The sequence below is a fragment of the Gordonia prachuapensis genome (genome assembly GCF_036350515.1).
Lineage (GTDB): Bacteria > Actinomycetota > Actinomycetes > Mycobacteriales > Mycobacteriaceae > Gordonia > Gordonia prachuapensis.
On record NZ_JAZDUE010000029.1, the window covers coordinates 1 to 21,807 of the forward strand.

At 68.0% G+C, this 21,807-nt stretch carries 21 protein-coding genes and 1 riboswitch; of the genes, 10 read left to right on the top strand and 11 right to left on the bottom strand.

Translation table 11 applies throughout. The features are described from left to right. Positions 1-228 precede the first annotated feature (228 nt). Together V1Y59_RS23115 and V1Y59_RS23120 are read right to left on the bottom strand one after the other, a co-directional pair. Positions 229-1,476 carry a sensor histidine kinase gene (locus V1Y59_RS23115; protein WP_330507384.1) on the bottom strand — a complete coding sequence of 416 codons (1,248 nt, stop codon included), beginning with the start codon at positions 1,474-1,476 and terminating at the stop codon, positions 229-231. Positions 1,477-1,479: 3 nt separating this feature from the next. Further along, complete coding sequence (locus V1Y59_RS23120; RefSeq protein ID WP_330507385.1) at positions 1,480-2,202, bottom strand: response regulator transcription factor; 723 nt, start codon at positions 2,200-2,202, stop codon at positions 1,480-1,482. Positions 2,203-2,306: 104 nt separating this feature from the next. Between V1Y59_RS23120 and V1Y59_RS23125 the strand changes: the two genes are divergently transcribed. From V1Y59_RS23125 to V1Y59_RS23145, 5 genes are all read left to right on the top strand, one after another. Next, positions 2,307-3,374, top strand: coding sequence for an AAA family ATPase (locus tag V1Y59_RS23125; protein WP_330507386.1), 1,068 nt, complete (start codon positions 2,307-2,309; stop codon positions 3,372-3,374). Further along, a complete protein-coding gene (locus tag V1Y59_RS23130; RefSeq protein ID WP_330507387.1) occupies positions 3,371-4,300 on the top strand; it encodes a DUF58 domain-containing protein in 930 nt (309 codons plus the stop codon). Before V1Y59_RS23125 ends, V1Y59_RS23130 begins: the two co-directional genes overlap by 4 nt. Positions 4,301-4,324: 24 nt before the next feature. Beyond that, positions 4,325-5,269 (top strand): VWA domain-containing protein, encoded by a 945-nt coding sequence (locus tag V1Y59_RS23135; RefSeq protein WP_330507388.1) that lies wholly within the window; start codon positions 4,325-4,327, stop codon positions 5,267-5,269. A 10-nt stretch (positions 5,270-5,279) separates the two neighbouring features. After that, positions 5,280-6,272 carry a S1C family serine protease gene (locus V1Y59_RS23140; protein WP_330507389.1) on the top strand — a complete coding sequence of 331 codons (993 nt, stop codon included), beginning with the start codon at positions 5,280-5,282 and terminating at the stop codon, positions 6,270-6,272. 569 nt (positions 6,273-6,841) lie between these two features. After that, a complete protein-coding gene (locus V1Y59_RS23145; RefSeq protein ID WP_330507390.1) occupies positions 6,842-7,633 on the top strand; it encodes a crotonase/enoyl-CoA hydratase family protein in 792 nt (263 codons plus the stop codon). A gap of 3 nt (positions 7,634-7,636) precedes the next feature. Here the strand turns inward: V1Y59_RS23145 and V1Y59_RS23150 are convergent, their stop codons facing one another. Continuing rightward, positions 7,637-9,085, bottom strand: a complete 1,449-nt coding sequence (locus tag V1Y59_RS23150) for an alpha/beta hydrolase (protein WP_330507391.1) — start codon at positions 9,083-9,085, stop codon at positions 7,637-7,639. 102 nt (positions 9,086-9,187) lie between these two features. Between V1Y59_RS23150 and V1Y59_RS23155 the strand changes: the two genes are divergently transcribed. From V1Y59_RS23155 to crtI, 5 genes are all read left to right on the top strand, one after another. Next, positions 9,188-9,622: a nitroreductase/quinone reductase family protein gene (locus V1Y59_RS23155; protein WP_330507392.1), complete on the top strand. Its 435-nt coding sequence runs from the start codon at positions 9,188-9,190 to the stop codon at positions 9,620-9,622. Positions 9,623-9,725: 103 nt separating this feature from the next. Beyond that, positions 9,726-9,881: a DUF6131 family protein gene (locus tag V1Y59_RS23160; protein WP_330433950.1), complete on the top strand. Its 156-nt coding sequence runs from the start codon at positions 9,726-9,728 to the stop codon at positions 9,879-9,881. A gap of 114 nt (positions 9,882-9,995) precedes the next feature. Continuing rightward, entirely contained in the window at positions 9,996-10,535 is a 540-nt protein-coding gene (gene idi / locus V1Y59_RS23165) for an isopentenyl-diphosphate Delta-isomerase (protein ID WP_330433948.1), read from the top strand. A 5-nt stretch (positions 10,536-10,540) separates the two neighbouring features. Beyond that, a complete protein-coding gene (locus V1Y59_RS23170) occupies positions 10,541-11,479 on the top strand; it encodes a phytoene/squalene synthase family protein (RefSeq protein ID WP_431309281.1) in 939 nt (312 codons plus the stop codon). Continuing rightward, positions 11,476-13,062 carry a phytoene desaturase family protein gene (gene crtI, locus V1Y59_RS23175; protein ID WP_330507395.1) on the top strand — a complete coding sequence of 529 codons (1,587 nt, stop codon included), beginning with the start codon at positions 11,476-11,478 and terminating at the stop codon, positions 13,060-13,062. The genes V1Y59_RS23170 and crtI overlap by 4 nt, the downstream gene beginning before the upstream one ends. Positions 13,063-13,071: 9 nt before the next feature. On the opposite strand, the gene V1Y59_RS23180 is transcribed toward crtI, so the two are convergent. From V1Y59_RS23180 to V1Y59_RS23215, 8 genes are all read right to left on the bottom strand, one after another. Continuing rightward, on the bottom strand, positions 13,072-14,559 hold the full coding sequence (locus V1Y59_RS23180) for a phytoene desaturase family protein (RefSeq protein WP_330507396.1): 1,488 nt from the start codon (positions 14,557-14,559) through the stop codon (positions 13,072-13,074). Beyond that, complete coding sequence (locus tag V1Y59_RS23185; protein WP_330507397.1) at positions 14,556-15,692, bottom strand: glycosyltransferase family 2 protein; 1,137 nt, start codon at positions 15,690-15,692, stop codon at positions 14,556-14,558. The genes V1Y59_RS23180 and V1Y59_RS23185 overlap by 4 nt, the downstream gene beginning before the upstream one ends. After that, complete coding sequence (locus tag V1Y59_RS23190) at positions 15,679-16,506, bottom strand: carotenoid biosynthesis protein (protein WP_431309282.1); 828 nt, start codon at positions 16,504-16,506, stop codon at positions 15,679-15,681. Before V1Y59_RS23190 ends, V1Y59_RS23185 begins: the two co-directional genes overlap by 14 nt. 8 nt (positions 16,507-16,514) lie before the next feature. Then, on the bottom strand, positions 16,515-17,201 hold the full coding sequence (locus tag V1Y59_RS23195; protein WP_330507399.1) for a monooxygenase: 687 nt from the start codon (positions 17,199-17,201) through the stop codon (positions 16,515-16,517). A 28-nt stretch (positions 17,202-17,229) separates the two neighbouring features. Further along, the gene (locus V1Y59_RS23200) at positions 17,230-18,273 is read right to left on the bottom strand and encodes a polyprenyl synthetase family protein (protein WP_330507400.1); all 1,044 of its coding nucleotides are present in this window, start codon (positions 18,271-18,273) and stop codon (positions 17,230-17,232) included. Positions 18,274-18,435: 162 nt separating this feature from the next. After that, complete coding sequence (locus tag V1Y59_RS23205) at positions 18,436-19,518, bottom strand: ABC transporter substrate-binding protein (RefSeq protein ID WP_330507401.1); 1,083 nt, start codon at positions 19,516-19,518, stop codon at positions 18,436-18,438. Position 19,519: 1 nt separating this feature from the next. Beyond that, entirely contained in the window at positions 19,520-20,323 is an 804-nt protein-coding gene (locus V1Y59_RS23210; RefSeq protein WP_330507402.1) for an ABC transporter ATP-binding protein, read from the bottom strand. Between the two features lie 20 nt (positions 20,324-20,343). Then, a complete protein-coding gene (locus V1Y59_RS23215) occupies positions 20,344-21,366 on the bottom strand; it encodes a FecCD family ABC transporter permease (RefSeq protein ID WP_330507403.1) in 1,023 nt (340 codons plus the stop codon). Positions 21,367-21,497: 131 nt separating this feature from the next. Continuing rightward, positions 21,498-21,619: riboswitch (cobalamin riboswitch) on the bottom strand. Positions 21,620-21,807 lie beyond the last annotated feature (188 nt).

Genomic DNA, 21,807 nt, shown 5'->3' on the forward strand with positions numbered 1-21,807 from the left:
CGTCCACGAGATGCCATAACAATAATCCCTTGCGTGAGAGTATGTTTCATCAATTCTCTCACGTTCCTGATCAGGCAAAAGTCGACACGCCCAATTAATTGGCGCACTAATCTGACAGGACACTAGCGGCTCGCAGGCTACTCAACCATCGGAGGGGCGGCTCGCAGGCTACTCAACCGTCGGGGGGTGAGCGGCTCGCAGGGTACTCAACCATCGGGGGTCGGGGGATCACCGCTCCCCGAGTGGATCCTGTTCCGGCGGTTGGCCGGAACGCACCCCGCGGCTCGCGTCGGCGCGGTCGGGCAGCCAGATCACGAAGGTGCTGCCGACATCGAGTCGACTGTGCAGGACGAGTCTCCCCTCGTGCGACTCGACGATCTGGCGGGCGATCGTCAAGCCCAGACCGGATCCGCGGTGTGAACTCGGGGATATCGAATCATCCACGCGGCGAAAGCGTTCGAACACTCGCTGCTGGTCGGCCTCGGCGATGCCGGGACCCTCGTCCCGGACGGCGATCCACGCCCAGCCCTCGACGCTGCCGGCCGCGATCGTGATGTCCGAACCCTCCGGTGCGAGCCGTAGCGCGTTGCCGAGCAGGTTCGTCAGCGCCCGGGCCAGCGATTCCGGATCGGCATAGATCACCGGGCCGGGGGAGGCGTGGACGGCCAGATCGAGCGAGCGTTCCGTGGCCAACAGGACGTGTTCGGCGGTGACGTCGGTGACGAACTCGTGCAGGTCGACGCGCTCGTCGCCGAACGAGCCGGAACGCCGTCGTGCCGTGGCGAGCAGGTCGTCGAGTAGGCGGCTCATCCGCGTCGTCTGCCGGGACACGATGGCCAGGGCGTCGGCGCGTTCCTGTGGACTCGCGCGGTCGTCGGCGAGGACGGCCTCGACATTGGCCTGGATCACCGCCACCGGATTGCGTAACTCGTGCGAGACGTCGGCGACGAGCGCCCGCTCGGCCCGGAAGGCGGTGTCCAGGCGGTCGAGGAGATTGTCCAGAGTGTCAGCGAGGGTGTGCAATTCGTCGTCGGGGCCGGTGGCGCGGATACGTTGGGACAGGTCGGTGGCCCGCAGGCGGTTGGCGGTGGAGGTGATTGCGTCGATGGGGCGCAGCATCCGGCCCGCGACGAACCATCCCACCAGCAGGCTGATCAGCGAGATCACCGCGAGGGCGATCAACGAGTAGTTGCGCAGCATGTCCAGGGTCGACTGGTTGACGGCCTGCTGAACACTCTCGAGGTCGGCGGCCTGGAACGTCTCGCCGGTCTTGTACATCAGGGTGCCGTCGGACTTGCGTTGGAACTTGCGGACGGTCACCGGGTCGAGCGGGCGGGCGTCGATGCTGTGCTGCAGCGCAAGATACAGCGCGAGCAGGATGAGCCCCGAGATCGCGAAGAGCCACGCCGAGGTGGTCAGCGCCATGCGCACCCGGAGCGTGTGGATCAGCCGCCACGCGGAGCCGACGCCGGCCACCGATCACGAACTCCGCGCCGCGGGAGAGTCCGCGCCACCTGCGGCGCGCAACCGATAGCCGCGCCCGATGGCCGTGTGCAGAACCTGTTCTTCGTCGTCGACGGTCAGTTTGCGACGCAGCGTGCCGACGGTGACCCGGACGGTCTGCGTGAAAGGATCGGCGTGCTCGTCCCAGACGTGTTCGAGGATCTGTTCGGCCGACACCACATGGTCGGGCCTCGACATCAGGAACCGCAGGACCGCGAACTCCTTGAGGGTGAGGTCGACTTCGCGCCGCCCGCGATGGACTAACTGGCGGGCGGTGTCCATGGTGATGTCGCCGACCCGCATCGACGACGAGGCGCCCCGCACCTCACGACGCAACACGGCCCGCAGCCGGGCGGTGAGCTCGGCCAGCGCGAACGGTTTGACGATGTAGTCGTCGGCACCGGCGTCGAGGCCACGGACCCGGTCGGGGAGAGTGCCCAGCGCGGTGAGCATCACGATGCGCATGTCGGGTCCGGAACGACAGTCGGCATGGGCGTCGCGGACGGCACGGGCCAATTCGAAGCCGTCGCCGTCGGGCAGGGTCACGTCGATCAGCGCCACGTCGTACTCGTTGACCGACAGCCGTTCGCGCGCACCGCGGTACGTCAACGACGCATCCACCGCGTAGCCCTCACGTTGCAATGCGATACGGAGCGCGCTGACCAGCCCTTCCTCGTCCTCGACGATCAGCACACGCATACCGCCCCAGCGTAGCGCCGCGCCGGACCTCCGGCCACTGCGCTTTCGGTCCACTTTCGCTCTGTCTTTCACTGGTTTTCGGGGCTGCCTGATGGGGTGATCCCATGACCAACGGAGACGATGAACACCGTTCTGTCCCAGCCGGCCCCGGCGGCCAGGCGCACCTGTCGACGATCACCGCGCCGTCGTCGGGCGCCATCCTGGAGCGAGCGCTGTTCGAGATGAAGCGCGTCGTCGTCGGACAGGACGAGATGCTCGAAAGGCTGCTCGTCGGACTCCTGGCTCGGGGCCACATCCTGCTCGAAGGTGTCCCCGGCATCGCCAAGACCCTGGCGGTGCGGACCGTGGCTGGGGTGGTCGGTGGGACCTTCCGTCGCCTGCAGTTCACCCCGGATCTGATGCCCGCCGACATCGTGGGCACGCGGGTGTGGCGGCCGTCGACCGAGTCGTTCGACATCGAACTCGGTCCGGTGTTCGGCAACCTGGTGCTCGCCGACGAGATCAACCGCGCCCCGGCGAAGGTGCAGTCGGCGCTGCTCGAGGCGATGGCGGAAGGTCAGGTGAGCATCGGCGGGACGACGTTCGACCTGCCCCGCCCGTTCCTCGTGCTGGCGACGCAGAACCCGATCGAGACCGATGGCGTCTATCACCTGCCGGAGGCACAGCGCGACCGGTTCCTCATCAAGGTCGACCTCGGCCATCCCAACGAACTCGACGAGATGGAGATCCTCGCGCGGATGGGCACCCGTCCGCCGCGGGCGTCGCAGATCCTGTCGGTCGACGACGTGCTCGCGTTGCAGGAGACCACCGAGGACGTCTTCGTCCACCACGCCGTCGCCCACTACATCGTGCGGTTGGTGATGGCCACGCGCAGCCCGGGCGCGTACGGGGTTCCGGGCATCGAGCCGATGCTCGAGTACGGCGTCAGCCCGCGCGGCTCGCTCGGCCTGCTGGCTGCCTCGCGCGCGCTCGCCCTGATCCGCGGCCGCGATTACGTCCTGCCCGACGACGTGCGCGACATCGCCGGAGATGTCCTGGCGCATCGTCTCGTGCTGACCTTCGACGCCGTCGCCGACGGCGTCCCACCCCGGTGGGTGGTGGATCAGGTCCTCGCCGGGGTCGCCGCCCCGCAGATCGCCTCCCGCGACGACACCACCGAGGCCGCGTCGTGACCGACAACCCCTTCCGGACGCTCGACCTGGCGGTGCGGCGACGGCTGGACAGCCTCGTCCCGGGTGACCACGACAGCTCCCGGCTCGGTGCGGGTTCCGAACCCGAGGAAGTGGTGCGCTACCAGCCCGGCGACGATGTCCGGAGGATCGACTGGAACATCACTGCCCGCTCGGTCGACATGCACGTCTGGCGTCCGCGCGCCGACAACCAGCTCGACACCTGGGTGCTGCTCGACCTCTCGCCGAGCATGGCGTTCGGCACCGTCACCGGCGAGAAGCGGGACCTGGCCGCGCAGGTGGTCTGGGCGATCGGCGAACTCACCGACGCCCCGGGCAACCGGATGGGTATCGCGACGCTCTCGCCCGACGGCATCAGCTGGGGTCGCCCGGACCGGTCGCGCTTCGCCGCGCACCGCTGCGCGCGACTGCTCGACGCGGTCGACCATCGCGAGGGCACTGCGCCCCCGCTCGCCGACGCGGTCGATGCGTTCGCGCGGCGGTATCGACGAACCGGTCTGCGCATCGTCATCTCCGACTTCATCGACCCCGACGGTCGGCACGAAGAGCCGTTCGATTGGCAGCTACCGCTTCGACATCTGGCGGCGCGGCACGACGTGATCGCCGTCGAGGTGACCGACCCTCGTGAACGCGAACTTCCCGACGTCGGGTCCGTGGTGCTCGCCGACCCCGAATCAGGCCGGCAACGGCACGTGTGGACATCCGATCGTGGGCTCCGCGAGAAGTACGCCGCGGCCGCCATGGAACGCGAGCAGGCCATTCACCGGGGACTGATCGGCACCGGCGCCGAACATCTTCGTGTGGACACCGGTCGCGACTGGCTGCGCGACCTGGCCGCCTTCCTCCGCGGTCGACGCCGCACCGCCCACACCGTCGGCCATCCCGGGCGCAACAGACACAACCGTTGAAGCACACCCGCTGAAGGGCGTCACATGACTTTCCTGTTCCCGTTGGGCCTCCTGGTCCTCGTCCCGGTCGTCGCGCTGGCGGCCGCCTACCTGGTGATGCTGCGTCGGCGGCAGCGCTACGTCGTGCGGTATGCGGCATTGCCGTTGCTGGACAAGGTGATCCCGGAACGCCCGCAGTGGCGACGACATCTTCCGGCGGCGCTGTTGTTGGTTGCGCTGGCGCTGACCGGACTCGCGGTGGCCCGCCCGGAACTTCCGGTGCGGGTGCCGTATGAACGCGCCACGATCGTCGTCGCGATCGACACCTCGGAGTCGATGCGGGCACAGGACGTCGAACCGGATCGGATGACGGCTGCGCTCGACGCGGCGGGGGAGTTCATCGAGCAGCTGCCCAACACGTTCAACGTCGGGGTGGTCACCTTCGCCGGCACCACCACCGTTGCGCACCCACCGGACACCGATCACGCGCAGGCCCGGCGGACGCTGCAGACGGTCAGCACCGATTCGCGCACGGCGATCGGGGAGGGTGTGCTCACCTCGCTCGATCAGATTCGCAGCGTGGTCGGGCCGGGTCAGGAGGAGCTGCCGGCGCACATCGTGCTGCTGTCCGACGGGAGCAACACCAGCGGCCGGTCGCCGGAACTGGCTGCGCAGGAGGCCGCCGCCGCCGGCGTGCCGGTGTCCACCATCGCCTACGGCAGCGAGGACGGGACGCTCAACAACGGCTTCTACGCGATCCCGGTCCCGGTCGACGCCGCCGCGCTCGCCGATCTGTCGGAGGCGACGGGCGGTCGCAGCTATGAGGCCGCAAGCAGCGACGAGCTGCAGGACGTGTACCGCGAGATCGGGTCGTCGATCGGGTGGCGGACCGAGCAGCGCGAGGTGACCCCGTTCGTCGCCGCCGTCGCGTTGCTGGTCGGCCTCATCGCGGCCGCCTTCTCTCTCCGCTGGTTCTCCCGCCTGATCTGAGGCCGAACACATGACGCGCTCGCAATTCGATCTGGGTCGGCCGGCCGGGCCGGAATTCCTGCCCCTCGACAACGTCCTGGCATCCGAACAACACGGCGTCGATCTCCCGGCGCCGATGCAGACTCCTCCGTCGCGTCCGGTCGCGCCACCGCCGACCCGCATTCAGGTCGGCCCGTCGGCCCCCGCTTCGGCTCCGGTCCCATCCGATCCCCCGGAAGTACCTGGGGGACAACCGAGTGCGCCGGGTGTCGGTGGCGGTGCCCGGCGGTCCGGACGAACCGCCATGCTCGTCGTCGGCTGTTTGCTGGCGGGCGCCATCGCCGGCGGCGGTGCCGGGCTGATCGCGAGTTCGGCGTATGCACCGGGCGGGTTCGCATCGTCGGAGCCGGCGGCCGCGGCCGGCGCGACTGACGCACAGGGTGCCTCGACGACGCTGCTGCCGAGTGTGGTGCAGATCCGTGCCGGTGCGGCCCGCGGGTCCGGCTTCGCGATCGACGACGACGGGCACATCATGACCAACCACCATGTGATCGCGGGAAACAATCGGGTCGAGGTCCAACTCGCCGACGGCCGGGTCGTCGGCGGCACGGTGCTCGGCAGTGATCCGGCGACCGACATCGCGGTCGTCGAGATTCCCGGTGCGGCAATTCGTTCTGCCGATCTCGGGATCAGTGCCGGACTCCGCATCGGGCAACCCGTGATCGCGGTCGGATCACCGTTGGGGCTGTCGAGCACGGTGACCGCCGGGATCGTCAGCGCGGTCGACCGGTCGGCAGGGGTCGGCGGTCCGGGTCGGCCGAGGCAGCCGATGATCCAGACCGACGCCTCCATCAATCCCGGCAACTCCGGTGGCCCGCTGGCCGACCTGGACGGCCGGGTCGTCGGCGTCAACACGGCCATCGCCACGGTCGGTGGCGCGGAGTCCGGCAACATCGGTATCGGTTTCGCGGTACCGATCGATCGGGCGATGCAGATTGCGGCGCAGATCATCGCGACCAGCTAGGGTCGGCCCGGTGATCGAGCAGCCGCGCGCCCCCTCCGTTGATCGAGTAGCCGCGCGCCCCCTCCGTTGATCGAGTAGCCGCGCGCCCCCTCCGTTGATCGAGTAGCCGCGCGAGCTTGCGAGCCGGCGTATCGAGATCTCCGTGGGTGTAGTTGGTTTCGATACGCGTGCTCGCCTGGCGGCTCGCAGGCTACTCAACCATCGGGGGGCGCCCCCTGTTGATCGAGTAGCCGCGCGAGCTTGCGAGCCCGGCGTATCGAGATCTCCGTGGGTGTAGATGGTTTCGATACGCGTGCTCGCCTGGCGGCTCGCAGGCTACTCAACCATCGGTGGGGGTGTGGGGTCGGGCCCCCTGTTGATCGAGTAGCCGCGCGAGCTTGCGAGCCGGTGTATCGAGATCTCTGTGGGTGCGGATGGTTTCGATACGCGTGCTCGCCTGGCGGCTCGCAGGCTACTCAACCATCGGACGGGTGGCGGCTCGCAGGCTACTCAACCACCGGAGGGGATCTCAACCATCGGGGGCGTGAGGGGGCGTCTGCGCCCGCGGCGGAACCGATACAGTCCGAGAGATGACTGCACCTGCAGGTGAATACACATCGATCCGCGTCGAGACCGCGGAGCGCGTCACCACGATCGCCATGATGCGTCCGGAACGGCGCAACGCGGTCGATGGCGAGATGGCCGCGGAACTCGCGCACGCGTTCCGGGCATTCGACGAAGATTCTGACGCGGATGTCGCGGTGCTGTGGGGTAGCGGCGGATACTTCAGTGCCGGAGCCGATCTCAAGGCGGCCGGCACGCCGCGGATGAACCGGGTCGTGACGTCCGGCGACGGCCCGATGGGGCCGACCCGGATGAACCTGTCCAAACCGACCATCGCCGCCGTCGAGGGTTACGCGGTGGCCGGCGGACTCGAACTCGCCATCTGGTGCGATCTGCGGGTCGCTGCGTCGGATGCCGTCTTCGGTGTCTTCTGCCGGCGGTGGGGCATCCCGTTGATCGACGGCGGAACGGTACGCCTACCACGGCTCATCGGCATGAGCCGTGCCATGGACATGATCATCACCGGCAGACCGGTGGACGCCACCGAGGCCGAGCATTTCGGACTCGTCAACCGGATCGTCGAACCCGGCCAGAGCCTGGCCACCGCGCAGGAGCTGGCGCGAGCGCTCACCCAGTTCCCGCAGACGTGCATGCGCAACGACCGGCGCTCGGCATATCTCCAGAACGGTCTGACCGAGGCGGACGCGATGGCCCACGAGATCGAGGTCGGGATCGATTCGTTGCGGGCGCACGGCTACGACGGCGCACAACGATTCGCCGGCGGAGCCGGTCGGCACGGCGACTTCTCCGAAATCTGACAGCTACTCGTCGTCCTCCGACGAGGCCGCGGGATCCGGGGACTCGGAGGTGTCGGCGGTCGTGCCCTGCTCGTCGCCCGAAACGCTGTCGGCGTCGTCCACGGTCGCGGTGTCAGTGGTGGCGACCGCCTCGTCGTCGACAGAAGTAGGCGCGGAAGTCTCTGGTGCGCTGGGTGTCTCGGTTGCGTCGGTCGGCTCGTCGGTGGGTGCCGTGGCAGTACTCGGTGACGGGTCCGGAACGGGCGTCGTCGCCTCGGCCGCGCTTTCCGGCGGAGCCTGCGTTGTCGTCGTCGGGGCGACCGAGGGCTCGGCAACCGAACTCGTGGACGCGGAAACGTCTGTTGCGGAGAGATTGACGCGAACCGTCGACTCCGGGTCAGTCGAAGGTGGCGCCGACGGTGCCTGCTCGTACTTGCCGAGTGCGTCCTCGAGGCGGTCGGCCTCTTCCTCGTCGGTGCGAATCCACCGGTTCCAGGTGTGCGCACCATCGGTGTAGATGAACTCCACGGGGAGATCGAAAATTGCTGCCTGCGCATTGAGCAGGACCGCTGACGCGAAGGAAGCGACCTCCAGGACGACGCCGATGGCGACGTGGGCGATACCGCCCTGCGCGATCATCTCGTCCCATTCGTCCTGCGAGGCGACCAGACCGTTCCCGGTCGAGATGATGATGGTCTGGCCGTTGGCCTTCGCCTCGTCGAGGCGGGACGCGACGTCGTTGTCGGCCCATGTGTTGCCGGCCTGGAACGGGTTGCCCCACATGGCGTCGAAACCGTTGGAGATGCCGTGGCGTGTGGCGAGGATGAACGGGACCGCGAGGTATCCGAGGAGATTGTCCGTCTGGTAGTACCCGGATCGAGACACCGCCACGGAGAACACGTCGGGATACTTCAGCGCCAGGTTGATCGCCTGCCCGCCGGAGATCGACAGTCCCGACACCGCGTTTCCGGAGGTGCCGATGTCGAACCTCTCGTTCAAGAACGCCGGGAGTTCCTCGCCGACAAAGGTTTCCCACTGTGGAGTGAACTCTCCACCTTCATAGGTGGTGAGCGGATTGCCGTCGGTGTCGACGGGCGTCGACTGCCAGTTCGACGACCACGTGTTCGCGGAATCGGGAATCGCCACGAGGTTGTACTCGGTGCTGTACAGATCGCCCCTGCCGTTGGTGCTCGGGTCGCTCAGCGATCCCAGGAAGTAGACGGCCTGTTCGGGCTCGCCTGCCTGCTTGTCGGAGGGGCGGACCTTCACCGTGACAGACGTCTGCATCGACTCCGACCACACCCAGCAGGTCTGGATGTTCTGCGCGCGCTCGGTCTCGTTGACGTACGCGCATCCGGATCGAACTGTGGTCGGATCGACCGCGAATGCCTGCCCGGCGGTGGCTGCGGCGAAACCCACGGCTGTCGCAAGCGTGACGGCCGCGAGGGTCCGGCGACGGGCGCTCAGAATCATTAGGTGAGCCTAACCAATCTGTGTCCGATGTGAGAACTTCGGGTACCACTACCGGGCCGGTACGGCTGCGCGGCCTGACGGCGGGGCTTCTACCCTGTCGGTATGCCGAGCCTCTTCGTCCGCACCCTGCAGGTCCATCAGTGGCTCTACGAAAACTCAGACGGTTGGGTCGGGCATCGGTTGCTGATGGGCAACCCGACGTTGTTGCTGCGCCATACGGGCAGCCGTACCGGGCAGCGGCGCACGTCGGCGCTCACCTACGCCGTCGACGGCGATGCATACCTGGTGGTGGCATCGAACGGAGGCTCCCCGCGACCGCCCGCGTGGCTCGGCAACATCACCGCCGATCCGCGCTGCGAAATCCAGGTCGGGCGCCGTCGGGTTGCGGTCACCGCCCGTCCGACATTCCCGGATGACGGGGATTACGCGCGTCGTTTCGACCTCGTCGACGAGGTGAACAAGGGCCGATATGCCGGTTACCAGCAGAAGACGTCGCGCCCGCTCGCGATCGTCGAACTCACTCCCGACACGCGCTGATCACGAGATGGGAAATCGGACATGATCGAACAGTGCGGCGAGTACGGTGAAAAAGCTTGCAGCAGCGTCGAGCAGTCCGTCCACCGACCAACGGAGGTTGGCCGTGATCATTCTCGGCATCATTTTGCTCGTCCTGGGATTCATCTTCAGCATCCCGATTCTCTGGACGATCGGCATCATCCTGATCGTGGTGGGAGCGATCCTCGCGGTTCTCGGGGCCACCGGGCGCGCCGTGGGAGGACGCAAGCACTTCTACTGATCGCGGGTCCCGCGGGTTCCGCGGTCCGGTCTCCATCCGTTTCGCCGGCGGCAACGAAGAATGGTGCGTATGCGGCGGCAGCCGCAGCACTGCGCAGCGAACGGAGGGCGGCCGATGACCGATGATCTCGTGGTGCTCGTCGACGCCGAGCGCAGGCCCCGCGGCACAGCGCCGCGGGGCAGTGTGCACGGCAGCGACACCCCACTTCACCTGGCATTCTCCTGTCATGTGGTGGACGATTCCGGTCGTATTCTGATGACCCGCCGCGCGCTGGGTAAACGGACGTGGCCGGGGGTCTGGACCAACTCCTTCTGCGGTCATCCGCGGCCCGGTGAATCCGTCGAGGACGCGGTGCGTCGATACGCTCCGCGGGAACTGGGCTTCGAGATCAATGGTCTCGAGTGTGTCCTGCCCGACTTCTCGTACCGCGCCACCGACGCCGGCGGGGTCGTGGAGAACGAAGTGTGCCCGGTCTATCGGGCGCGGCCAGTCGGCCCTCCGATCCCGAATCCCGACGAGGTGATGGACTTCGTCTGGGCGCCCATCGAGGATGTCTGGGCGTCGGCTCGACGGACGCCGTGGGTGTTCAGCCCGTGGTTCGTCGATCAGGTGCACGCACTGGGCTCCGACCCGTATCGCGGGATCGGCGGGTGATGGCGATGACCTCGACCGCCGACCGCGCCGCCGACACCGACGCCGCGCTGCCCTACCGCCATTACGACGCCGTTGCCGAGCAGAGCGCGGCACTGGTCATCCGCTCGTACTCGTCGTCGTTCGGCCTGGCATCCCGCCTACTGACCGCGTCGGTGCGCCGCGACGTGCACAACATCTATGCCCTCGTGCGGGTCGCCGACGAGATCGTCGACGCGCCCCGACCGGGACAGTCGGTTGAGCAACGTCGAATGGCGCTCGATGCGCTCGAAGCAGAAACGCACAGTGCGATGGCGTCGGGCTCGAGCACGAACCTGGTTGTGCACGCGTTCGCGCGAACAGCACGGCGGACCGGCATCGACTCGGCGCTGACCACCCCCTTCTTCGCATCGATGCGGACCGACCTCGACCGCGCCGGGCATGACGCCGACAGCCTGGCCACCTACATCTACGGCTCCGCAGAGGTCGTCGGATTGATGTGCGTGCATGCGTTTCTCGCCGACGAACCGCACCGCAAGGCGCGCTATGACCAGCTTGCGCCCGGCGCCCGGCGACTCGGTGCGGCCTTCCAGAAGATCAACTTCTTGCGCGACATCGGTGACGACAGCAATGAACTCGGACGCCGCTACCTCGTCGGACTCGATCCAGAACGTCCATCGGCGCAGGCGTGGCACGGCTGGCTCGACGACATCGACCGCGACCTGGACTGTGCGGCGCAGGCGATTCCGCTGTTGCCCAGTGGGACTCGTGTTGCGGTCTGCACGGCCCACGATCTGTTCGCCGAACTCGCCGACCGGTTGCGTGCGACGCCTCCGGAGGTGGCGTGCCGGCAGCGGATCCGGGTGCCCGGGCCGGTGAAGGCGCGGATCGCGGGAACCGCCGCGTTGCGGAGGGGACTGCCACGACGATCCGGTTCACGACGATCCGGTCAGGCGGGACGGGCATGAGTGCCACACCAAAACGAATCGTCGTGATCGGTGGTGGCGTAGCAGGTCTCGCCACGGCCGCATTGTTGGCCGAGGACGGCCACCGCGTCGAGGTGATCGAGAAGAACGATCGTCTCGGCGGTCGTGCCGGATCGTGGGAGTCGAACGGATTCCGGTTCGACACCGGCCCGTCGTGGTGGTTGATGCCGGAGGTCTTCGACCACTTCTTCGAGATGCTCGGAACGTCCACCTCCGAACACATCGATCTGCTGCGCTTGGAGCCCGGCTATCGCGTGTTCTTCGAAGGTGTCGCCCACAGTGTCGACATCAGCGGCGACGCGGACCGTAACCGGGACCTGTTCGAGTCTCTCGAACCGGGTGCCGGGCACAAATTCGACGACTATCTGGCATCGGCGCGACGCGCCTACGACATCGCGGTCGAGCGTTTCCTGTACACCAACTTCGACTCGGTCGGGGCGTTCGCGGGACGGGAAGTCCTCGGCAATGCCGGGCAACTCGCTGGACTGCTGACCCGATCGCTGGACTCCTTCATCGCATCTCGATTCCGGGACAACCGGATTCGACAGATCCTCGGCTATCCGGCGGTGTTTCTGGGAGCCTCGCCCGACCGCGCGCCCGCCATGTATCACCTGATGAGCGCTCTCGACCTCGCCGACGGCGTCCGCTACCCCGACGGGGGATTCGTCCGGCTGCCCGAGGTGCTGGAGAAGTTGGCCGTGGATCGCGGCGTGGCCGTGCACAGCTCGACGGCAGCGACCCGAATTCTCACCCGGCCGCGGGAAGGAACATCGCGCTTCGCCTCGCGTCGCCACACGGTGACCGGCGTCCGCGTCCGGGACGCTGCCGGTGTGGAACGCGACATCGCGGCCGACGTGGTGATCGGCGCCGCCGATCTCCATCACGTGGAGACCACGATGCTGCCGCCGAAGCTGCAGACCTTCGGCCAGAAGTGGTGGGACAACGCGACATCCGGTCCGGGTGCGGTGCTGGTCTATCTCGGTGTGCGTGGTCGGGTGCCCGAGCTGGCTCATCACTCGCTGTTCTTCGTCGCCGATTGGAACACCAACTTCGACGCCATCTTCGAAACGCCGACCCGGGTACCCGATCCCGCATCGCTGTACGTGTGCCGACCCTCGGCGACGGACGCGTCGGTCGCGCCCGATGGTGACGAGAACCTCTTCATCCTGGTGCCGATCCCCGCCGACCCGGGCCTCGGCTCCGGTGGCGTCGACGGCGCCGGCGCCCCGGCGGTCGAGGAGATCGCGGACCGGGCCGTGGCTCTGGTCGCGGAGTGGGCGGGTGTGCCCGACCTCGCCGACCGTGTCGCGGTCCGACGCACCGTCGGGCCGGCCGACTTCGTCTCCGACCTCAACTCGTGGCAGGGCGGGGCCTTGGGACCCGCACATACCCTGCGGCAGAGCGCATTTCTCCGTGCCACCAACCGGTCCCGCAAGGTGGACGGCCTCTACTACGCGGGCTCGAGTACCACACCGGGCATCGGTCTACCGATGTGTCTGATCAGTGCCGAACTGGTTCGCAAGCGGTTGCGCGGCGACCGGTCGGTGACGCCGTCCCACACCTGACCGCCCGGTCTACGCCGGCCCGATGAGCCCCGCGACGATCTTCGCCGACAACATCACCAGCGGCAATCCGCCGCCCGGATGAGCCGAACCGCCCACGAGATACAGGCCGGGGATCGGAGATGCGTTGCGCGGACGGAGGAATGCGGCCCGCGCACCATTGGACGACGAACCGTAGATCGAGCCACCCGGGGTGAGCGTGCGCCGCTCCAGGTCGGCGGGGGTCAGGATGATGCGATGACGGATCGAACCCCGGACATCGAGTCCGCGGTCAGCCATGACCTGCAGAATGTGGTCCGCATACGATTCGGCGAGACCCGGCTCGTCCCAGTCCATGCCGCCCGCGGGATCGTGCCGGGGTGCGTTCACCAGCACGAACCACGAGGCATTTCCCGGTCCCGGGACGATCGCGGGGTCGTCGGGCGCCGAGATGTACACCGTCGGCCGGTGTACGGGACGCGCCGGTCCGCCGCGGCCGAACACCGCATCGAACTCCGCGTCGTAGTCTTCGGCGAACAGCACCTGATGATGCGGGACATCGGACGGCGGATCGTCGAGGGCGAGCAGAAGGACGAACCCGGCCAGTGACGGTGTGGCCTTCCGGGTGCGCGCCGCCACGCGGGCCGCCGCCGGGCCGGACAGCAGCTTCTCGTACACCTGGCGGGCGTCGGCGTTCGCGACGACGAGGTCGGCGGCCCGCACGGTGCCGTCCCCGAGCCTCACGCCACAGGTACGCCCCGATGCGTCCGTTCGGATCTCGTCGACCGCGACCCCCAGCTCGAGGTTTCCCCCGAGCTCAACGAAACTGTCCCGCAACACGTCTGCGATCCGGCCGAGTCCTCCGTCGACATACCAGGAACCCCACGCCTGCTCGGTCCACGGCACTGCGGCGAGCGCGGCCGGCGCGCGCCGCGGATCGGAGCCACTGTACGTGGCGTAACGGTCGAGCAGCATCGTCAGACGCGGATCGTGCAGATACCGTCGGCCCAGGTCCCGCAGGGTGCACCACGGTGCGATGGTGGTGAGGTCGGATGGTCGGGATGCGCGGATGAGTGTGCCCGGGCCGACAGGTGACTCGAGGAACGGCTCCCGCGATGCCGCCCAGATATCGCGAGCACGAGCGAGGAAGCTGCACCACTGGTCGCCGGTTCGGTGCCCGAGAGCTGCGTCGAGCGCGCCGGGGATCCGATCGAGCTTGCCGGGCATGTCGAGGATCGTGCCGTCCGGAAACCGGTAACGGGCAGCCACATCGAGCCTCGACAGCGACAACTCATCGTCGATTCGTCGGTCGGCCACCGCCAGCAACTCGGCCAGGAGATGCGGCATCGTCACCAGAGAAGGCCCGGTGTCGAAGACGAATCCGTCGTGTCGGAGCACGCCGAGCTTCCCTCCGACCGCGTCGGACTGCTCGAGCACCGTGACCTGATGACCTGCCGCCTGCAGTCGCAACGCCGCGGCGAGGCCGCCGACCCCGGCGCCGACGACCACGATGTCGCTCATCGTGCCGACCCCGACAGCCCGCGGCCCTTCCAGGTCAGCACACCCCGCCGCCGTGCGATCACCGAATCCGCGGTGAGCACGGTGAATACGACGATCGACACCGGGTGGGCCAGGACGTCGGGCCAGCAACGTCCGCCGGTTCGCACGGCCGTCACCGCACGTGACGTGACGGCGGCGAGATACCCCAACAGTCCGATCCGCGAGCCGCACAACGCGGCGATCGGCGGCACTGTGTACAGCAGATTCAGCAGCGCGACCACGGCGACAGTTCCCGCGGTCGACCCGAACGCCGACCAGAGCGATTTGCGGTAGCCGGCCCGCACCTCGCGCCATCCGTCGTACATTCGGCACGTGGCCACGTCGCTGCCCTCGGCGACCACACCCCGACCACCGGATCGCTTGAGCGCGCGCAGGAGCGCGATGTCCTCGATGACCTCGTCGCGTACCGCCGCGTGCCCACCTGCGCGGCGGTACGCGGCTGCGTCGACGACCAGTAGCTGCCCGTTGGCCGCAGCCATCGACGGCCGTGACGACTGTTCGGCGAGTCTCAGCGGCAGCGTGCTCATCCACGACCACTGCAGCAGTGGCTGGACGAGCCGTTCCACGACGCCTGTCGTCAGCTGACGCGGATACGGGCAGACGAGGTCGAGGCCCGCTTCGCGCAGGAGTGCGACGGAATCCACGAATGCGTGGGGCGCGACGCGGACGTCCGCGTCCACGAAGACGTAGACGCCGTCGCCAGGGGCCTGGCGGGACAGCTGTTCACACGCCCAGGGCTTGCCGAGCCAACCAGGTGGCGTCGGGGCACCGTCCAGCGCCTCTTCGCAGCCGTGCCGGGCCACGAAGTCCGCGAGTACTCGATCGGTGCCGTCGGTGGACTCGTCATCGAGAACCAGCACTCGAGCAGGGCCAGGCCATCGGTCCACCGCATCGAGAATCGCTGTGAGGCAGTCGGCGAGGTTGTCGACTTCGTCGCGCACCGGCAGTAGGACGGTCAGCGGCTCGGCACCGGGCGCGGATGTCGGATCGGGCCGACGAATGCGACGCGCGTTGTCGATCGTCAGTGCCAGCGATGCAATTGCACCCGCTGTGCCGGCACCGATCACCCAGCGGACGACCTCAGAATCGCGCACGGGAGTCCTCCCGGACCAGCGAGATCACCAGGGGCACAGCCACCACCCCCATGACAACAGCGCCGACAACCGCCACCGGTGGACGACCGAAGAACACCGCATGCGCGATCACCGACGAGAAGTAGGTCCACAGATAAATGGCGACTGGCACGAGGTCGGCAGCTGGACCTGTCGACCCACGGTCCTCGCCACGGGCGGCCGGCCCGATCAGGCGGTCCAGCACCGTCATCATGAGGAATGAGACCAGCAGCCACCCGAGGAAATTCGTCACCGGGATGCCCTCCACCCCGGGCAGTGCGGGCTCCGGCTCGGCCCACCGCCAATGCCCTTGGTCCACCATCTGCGGATCGAGAAACACGTCCCAGGCCGTCAGCGCCCACGCGCCGACAACGACAGTGGCCCACCGGCGTGCGCCGACGAGCTGCCGTGCCGCACACAAGGCCGGCCACGCCATCATGATCCACGCGAGCGGCACCAGGACGGGAACGCCGAGCGCCTCGAGACCGAGAGTGCCCGTGTACTCGTACGACCCGAACGGGAATCCGGTGTGCACCCCGACGGTTTCGGCAAGCAGACCGCCCCCGCCCGCGACGACGACGAGGACGGCCGCAGCACGGAGCCCACGACTGCTCATCACGTGCGCGACGACGGCCGCGGTCAACAGCATCACACTCGCGACGGTCAACGCCGGTGTGCCGCCGTCGGTGAACGGGAATGCGGTCTGCACGAGAAAAGCACAGCCGAACAGAATCCATGCAGCCGCGAACCGGCGCTGGTCGGCACCTGCCGTCGGCGCGGTCGTCGCTCGGGACATGAACGGGTTCACGGGGTTCTCCCCAGATACCTGCCGGTCACGTCGGTGACGGCGAGGCGGGCGAACAATTCCTCGGCGTACCAGCGGGCCGGGTCGGTGCGTCGCACCGCCGACTTGTGCGCAGGTGAGCGGTACGCGAACTCGGTCAGATGATCGGCGGACTCCCAGAGGGAGAAGGTGCCCTGCAGGCCGATCGGCGCCTCACCGATGCCGAACGCAACCTGAAGCCCTGCCGCTCCGGACAATTCGCTGACCACCGGAGGGACCGCCCGCCAGAACGACATGGCCCGGGTCGGCCGGAGACGAGCGCGGGTGATCGCGGCCACCCGGCCGTCCCACTGTGTTTCCGGGTACGACCCGAACGGGTCGACGCCGGCCCAGCGCCCGCGAGAACGTAACGGCCGCATCCGCACTCGAAGTTCCTCGGTGCTGGCCGCCATCCAGTCGCCGATCGCCGACGTGTAGCCCCCGGCAGTGGCGGCCGCGTCGTCTTCCCACACGGTCAGCAGAGCCCAATGCCGCAGATCGGCGTCGCGTGGGGTGAATGTTCGCGCCGATCCGGTGCCGAGGAGTTTCGCGAACCGTAGGCCGGGAAGCCGGCCGATTCGTCGGCGGCCGAACGCCATCCGACCCAGAGCCGGACCGATCCGGTCGACACCCCACACGCGCAGCTCCACCACGGGGACCGACGTCACCGGCTCGGCGGGGCCTCGAGATCGGCTGTCAGGCCGCACGCCACACGCACCGTGCGACGAGGGAACCGAGAGCACTACGCGTGAGGTGGTCAACCGGTAGCGTGTCGATGCGTGCGGCTGCTTCATCGGCGAGGTGGCCGATGCGGTTCTCCACCGCGAGCACCGCGCCGGTGTCGCGCAGAACATCGCACACCGCGCGGACGCCGTCGTCTGTCACCTCCGGGTTGCCCAGGTTGTCGGCGAGAATCCTTCGTTGGGTCGTGGTCGCCTGATTCTCGGCCAGCGCCACGAGTAACGTGCGCTTGCCTTCTCGGATGTCGTCGATGGCGGGTTTTCCGGTGACCGCCGGGTCGCCGAGCACGCCGAGAACGTCATCGCGGAGTTGAAACGCCTCGCCGGCGGTCAGGCCGATCGCGTCGTACGCGGCGAGTAGGTCCGCCGGTGCCCCGCCCAGCGCACCACCGAGCCGTAGGGGATGGGAGATCGTGTACTTGGCGCTCTTGAATCGCAGCACGACGCGGGCACGCGCCGCCGACGTCGTCACGCGGGTCTGGCCGTCGACGTCCAGATACTGGCCGGCGATGGCTTCGTCGCGCATGGTCGACCAGATGCGGCGCACGATGTCGCGGGTCGGGCGCCCCAGCCCGGTGACGGCGTCGTGTAGGACGTCGTCCGACCAGGTCAAACACAGGTCCCCGGCCAGGATTGCCACGGCCTCGCCGTAGGCATCGGCATCACCGGACCGGGCGTGGCGCCGGTGCTCGTCGGCGAAATGTCGATGCACCGTGGGGAGTCCGCGGCGGTGATCGCTGTGGTCCATCACGTCGTCGTGAACGAGGGCAGCGAGGTGGAACAGTTCGATGGCGGCGGCGGTCTCGACCGCGCCCGACGGGAGCTCGCCGTCGGCGGCCCCGCGCGCGCCCCAGAGGCAGAACGACGCCCGGAGACGTTTACCCCGCGATCCGGCGCGCTCGAGTGCGGACGCCAGCGTGGACAGATCACCGTGAACTCCGGTCAGAACCGACGCGTGCGCGGCGATCTGCTCCCGCAAAGCAACCTCGACGCAGTTCACATCGCGTTCCCCGACAATCCGGACCTGCTGGCCCGGGTCAGGTGAGCGTGGTGCGTCGCACGGGACGGGTGTGGGCTCGGTGTGGGTGGGCGTCACACCGGTATTTCGGAGCCGACGCCGAGTCGGATGAGTCCGAATCGGCGCCGGTCCACCCGGTTCGGGTCAGTACTCGAGCCAGTCGTTGCCACCCAGCTGCAGCTGGGTCACGTCCAGCGTCGGCTCGATCCCGGACTGGGGTGCGAGATCGTGCTCCTCGAGCACCTGCCGCAGGATCTCGGCGGTGTCGATGTTGAGCGGGCTCGACACCCACATCGCGTACGGGAAGTTGATGAAACGGTTCTCCTGCACCGCCTTGAGGTTCTTGCTCGCGGGGTGATGCTTCAGGACGGCGATCTTCTCCTCGACGGTCTGGCCGGGATAGTCGACGAACGCGATCACGTCGGGGTCGGAGGTCGCGAGGCGTTCCCAGCTGACCGTGGTCCAGGTGTCGGCCACGTCCTCGGTGGCGTTGCGCGCACCGGCGGCGTCGATGATGCCCTGCGGCCCGCCGAACGATCCGGACGAGAAGATGGTGTCGGTGCCGCTGTCGAAGAGGAAGACGGTCGGCTTCTCCTGTGGTTGCGGGGCGGCGCGCAGGGCATCGAGACGTGTCTTGACGTCGTCGGCCGCTTCGGCGCCGACGTCCGCGTTGTCGGTGATCGTGCCGATGTTGCGCAGGTCGGTGTCGAGGGCGACCCACGGGTCCATCGTTCCGCGGGTACCTTCGCCCGCGACCTGCCGGCACGCCTCGGACAACTGATAGACGGCGATGTCGTGCTGGGCGAGGATCTCGGGCGTGATGCCGCGGGATTCACTCATGCCGTAGTTGTATCCGGCGTAGAGCACCTGCGGCTGTGCGCCGACGATGTTCTCCAGGGTCGGCCGGTCGGGTGCGACCTGGTTCAACTCGTCGACCACGTCCCCGTACTCCAGGCGCAGAACATCGGTGTCACGCGCCATCGAACTGACCGCGACCATCTGGTCGGCCGCTCCGGCGGCGAGCGAGATGGCGATCATCCCGCCGTCGTTGACGAAGAGCCGTTCAAGTGGCTGCTGGTAGGTCACCTCCGCGCCACAGTTGGTCACGGTGACCGTGTCGGCCTCGGCGGCAGCAGTGTCGTCATCCGCGCCGCATGCGGTGGTGAGGCCCAGGATCAGTGCGGTGACGGTCAGGCCGACGGCGGGAGCGGTGCGGCGAGCGGTCATGTCAGTTGTCCTCCGGTGAGTCAGACGCCGGTTGGGCGTCGGTGAGCAACAAATGGGGTTTGCCGGTCCGCGGATGGGTGATCACGTCTCCACCGACGGCGAAGACAGCGGCCAGCAAGGTCGAGTCGAGAACCTCGATCGGGGCGCCCTGGGCGACGACCCTGCCGTTGAAGATCACAGCCACGCTGTCGAAGTGGCGCAGGACGAGGTCGAGATCGTGCATTGCCGCGACGATCGTGCGGTCGAGGGCGTCGAGCGTCTGCATCAGGCGCAGTCGCCACGCGGCGTCCAGATGGTTCGTCGGTTCGTCGAGCACGAGCACTGGGGTCTCCTGGGCCAGCGCTCGCGCGAGCAGTACACGATGGCGCTCACCCCCGGACAGCTGCATGCAGGAGCGGCGACCGTATCCGCCCAGACCGACGGTGCGCAGAGCATGGTCGACGATTGCTCGTTCAGTGTCTTCGGCCGGGGCCCAGGGGTTTCGGTGTGGGGTGCGACCCAGCCCGACGGCCTCGGCGACGGTCAACTCGGCGGACGGCTGTTCCTCCTGGCCGACCACTGCAACCGTCCTGGCTCGCTGTCGGGCACGCATGGTGTGCAGGTCGACGCCGCCGACATGAACGGCTCCGGAGGCCGGGGCGTCGAGCCCGGCCAGGACACGGAGCAGGGTGCTCTTGCCTGCACCGTTCGGGCCCACCAGCGCCAGTCGGGTGCCGGCGGCGACGTGTACGTGCACGTCGGAGACGATCGTTCTGTTGCCGCGCCGGCACTCGACGCCGCTGACGTCCACGGTGGCACTCGCCATGCTGACGGCGTTCCCGACGCTCATTCGCTGTTGCCGAACGTGTATCGGCGCCGCCCCATCAGGAACAGGAAGACGGGCGCACCGATGAGGCCCGTGACGATGCCCAGCGGCATCTCGCGTGGCGCGGCGGCGACGCGGGAGATGACGTCGACCCAGACGAGGAACAGGGCGCCGCCACACACCGCGACCGGCAGCATCGCCCGGTGCGTCGCGCCGACGACCAGCCGAGCCGCATGAGGGATGATCAGGCCCACGAAGCCGATACCGCCCGACACCGCGACCAGCACGCCGACGAGAATGCCTTGGACAAGGAAAAGTGTTGTGCGCAGAGCGGATACAGGGACGCCCAGCGAGGACGCGGTGTCGTTGCCGGCGGCGTAGGCGTCGAGCCAGGAGTGGATCAGGAGCATGCCGAGGAGAGTGATCACGACGACGGCCCCGGCGAGTGGCACCTTGGCCCAGGTTGCCCCGGCAACACTGCCGAGCATCCAGAACATGACGCCCTCCGCGGCCTGCGGGTCGCCGGCGGTGAACACCATCAACGACGACAACGCCATGAATGCGGACGACAGCACGACACCGGACAGGATGAGGCGCAGCGCGGTGAGACCGCCCTGCGCGAGGGCCACCGAGTAGACGGTGACGGTGGCCGCCAACGCGCCGATCAGCGCGCCGCCCGACAGCGCCCACAACCCCAAGGCCGAGAACGCACCCATCGTCATCACTGCGGTGGCGCCCACTGCGGCACCCGCCGACACCCCCAGCAGGTACGGCTCGGCGAGTGGGTTGCGTACCAGGGCCTGCATCAATGCGCCCGCCAATGCGAGTCCCGCGCCGACGATCGCAGCGAGAATGGAGCGCGGCAGCCGCAGATCCCAGATGATGACCTCGTAGGCGGAGTCCACGTCTTGGCCGGTGACTCGCCCGACAACGGTCTGCCACACGTCGGCCACAGGGATGTGTTCGGCGCCGAACGCCACTGACGTCACCACACTGGCGACGGTCAGGACTGCCAACGCTGCCGTCAGCGGAATCCAGGGCATTCGGCGAACCGCGAGGTCAGTGGCTTCGCGAGTCGCGGACGTGGTCGTGGAACTCACGTCGGCGGACGGCGGTACAGGTCGATGAGCACGCGTGCCCCAAGCGGTCGGGTATCTGTGCGCGAGATACGTGGTGGACTCATACGAGAACGGCAGGTAGTCGGACTCGAGCTCGACTACGTCGTCGACCTCATACCGTTGCGCGCCAGTCCCGGATTCACACCGGGTTCCCCTGACCGCTCTCTGGCGAGGAGGGTATCAAGTCGTGATCGAGTAGTCCGAGGCGCCGGCCCTCCCGCTGATCGAGTAGTCCGAGGCGCTAGTGTCCTGCGCCATAAATTCGTTAAATAACTGTAACGGAGGGATGTTGCGCGGCAAACGGGCTGCTCGGGCGTGGGATCCTGGGGTATGGCAGGTGGGCGACCGAAGATCGAGTTGGTGTTG

Excerpts from the sequence above, each read along its gene's own strand:
- V1Y59_RS23140 (WP_330507389.1), top strand. The coding sequence starts at position 5,280 with ATGACGCGCTCGCAATTCGATCTGGGTCGGCCGGCCGGGCCGGAATTC.
- V1Y59_RS23170 (WP_431309281.1), top strand. The coding sequence starts at position 10,541 with ATGACCTCGACCGCCGACCGCGCCGCCGACACCGACGCCGCGCTGCCC.
- V1Y59_RS23150 (WP_330507391.1), bottom strand. The coding sequence starts at position 9,085 with ATGATTCTGAGCGCCCGTCGCCGGACCCTCGCGGCCGTCACGCTTGCG.
- V1Y59_RS23155 (WP_330507392.1), top strand. The coding sequence starts at position 9,188 with ATGCCGAGCCTCTTCGTCCGCACCCTGCAGGTCCATCAGTGGCTCTAC.
- V1Y59_RS23180 (WP_330507396.1), bottom strand. The coding sequence starts at position 14,559 with ATGAGCGACATCGTGGTCGTCGGCGCCGGGGTCGGCGGCCTCGCCGCG.
- V1Y59_RS23205 (WP_330507401.1), bottom strand. The coding sequence starts at position 19,518 with ATGACCGCTCGCCGCACCGCTCCCGCCGTCGGCCTGACCGTCACCGCA.
- V1Y59_RS23125 (WP_330507386.1), top strand. The coding sequence starts at position 2,307 with ATGACCAACGGAGACGATGAACACCGTTCTGTCCCAGCCGGCCCCGGC.
- V1Y59_RS23145 (WP_330507390.1), top strand. The coding sequence starts at position 6,842 with ATGACTGCACCTGCAGGTGAATACACATCGATCCGCGTCGAGACCGCG.
- V1Y59_RS23190 (WP_431309282.1), bottom strand. The coding sequence starts at position 16,506 with ATGTCCCGAGCGACGACCGCGCCGACGGCAGGTGCCGACCAGCGCCGG.
- V1Y59_RS23135 (WP_330507388.1), top strand. The coding sequence starts at position 4,325 with ATGACTTTCCTGTTCCCGTTGGGCCTCCTGGTCCTCGTCCCGGTCGTC.
- V1Y59_RS23215 (WP_330507403.1), bottom strand. The coding sequence starts at position 21,366 with ATGCCCTGGATTCCGCTGACGGCAGCGTTGGCAGTCCTGACCGTCGCC.
- V1Y59_RS23210 (WP_330507402.1), bottom strand. The coding sequence starts at position 20,323 with ATGGCGAGTGCCACCGTGGACGTCAGCGGCGTCGAGTGCCGGCGCGGC.
- crtI (WP_330507395.1), top strand. The coding sequence starts at position 11,476 with ATGAGTGCCACACCAAAACGAATCGTCGTGATCGGTGGTGGCGTAGCA.
- V1Y59_RS23120 (WP_330507385.1), bottom strand. The coding sequence starts at position 2,202 with ATGCGTGTGCTGATCGTCGAGGACGAGGAAGGGCTGGTCAGCGCGCTC.
- idi (WP_330433948.1), top strand. The coding sequence starts at position 9,996 with ATGACCGATGATCTCGTGGTGCTCGTCGACGCCGAGCGCAGGCCCCGC.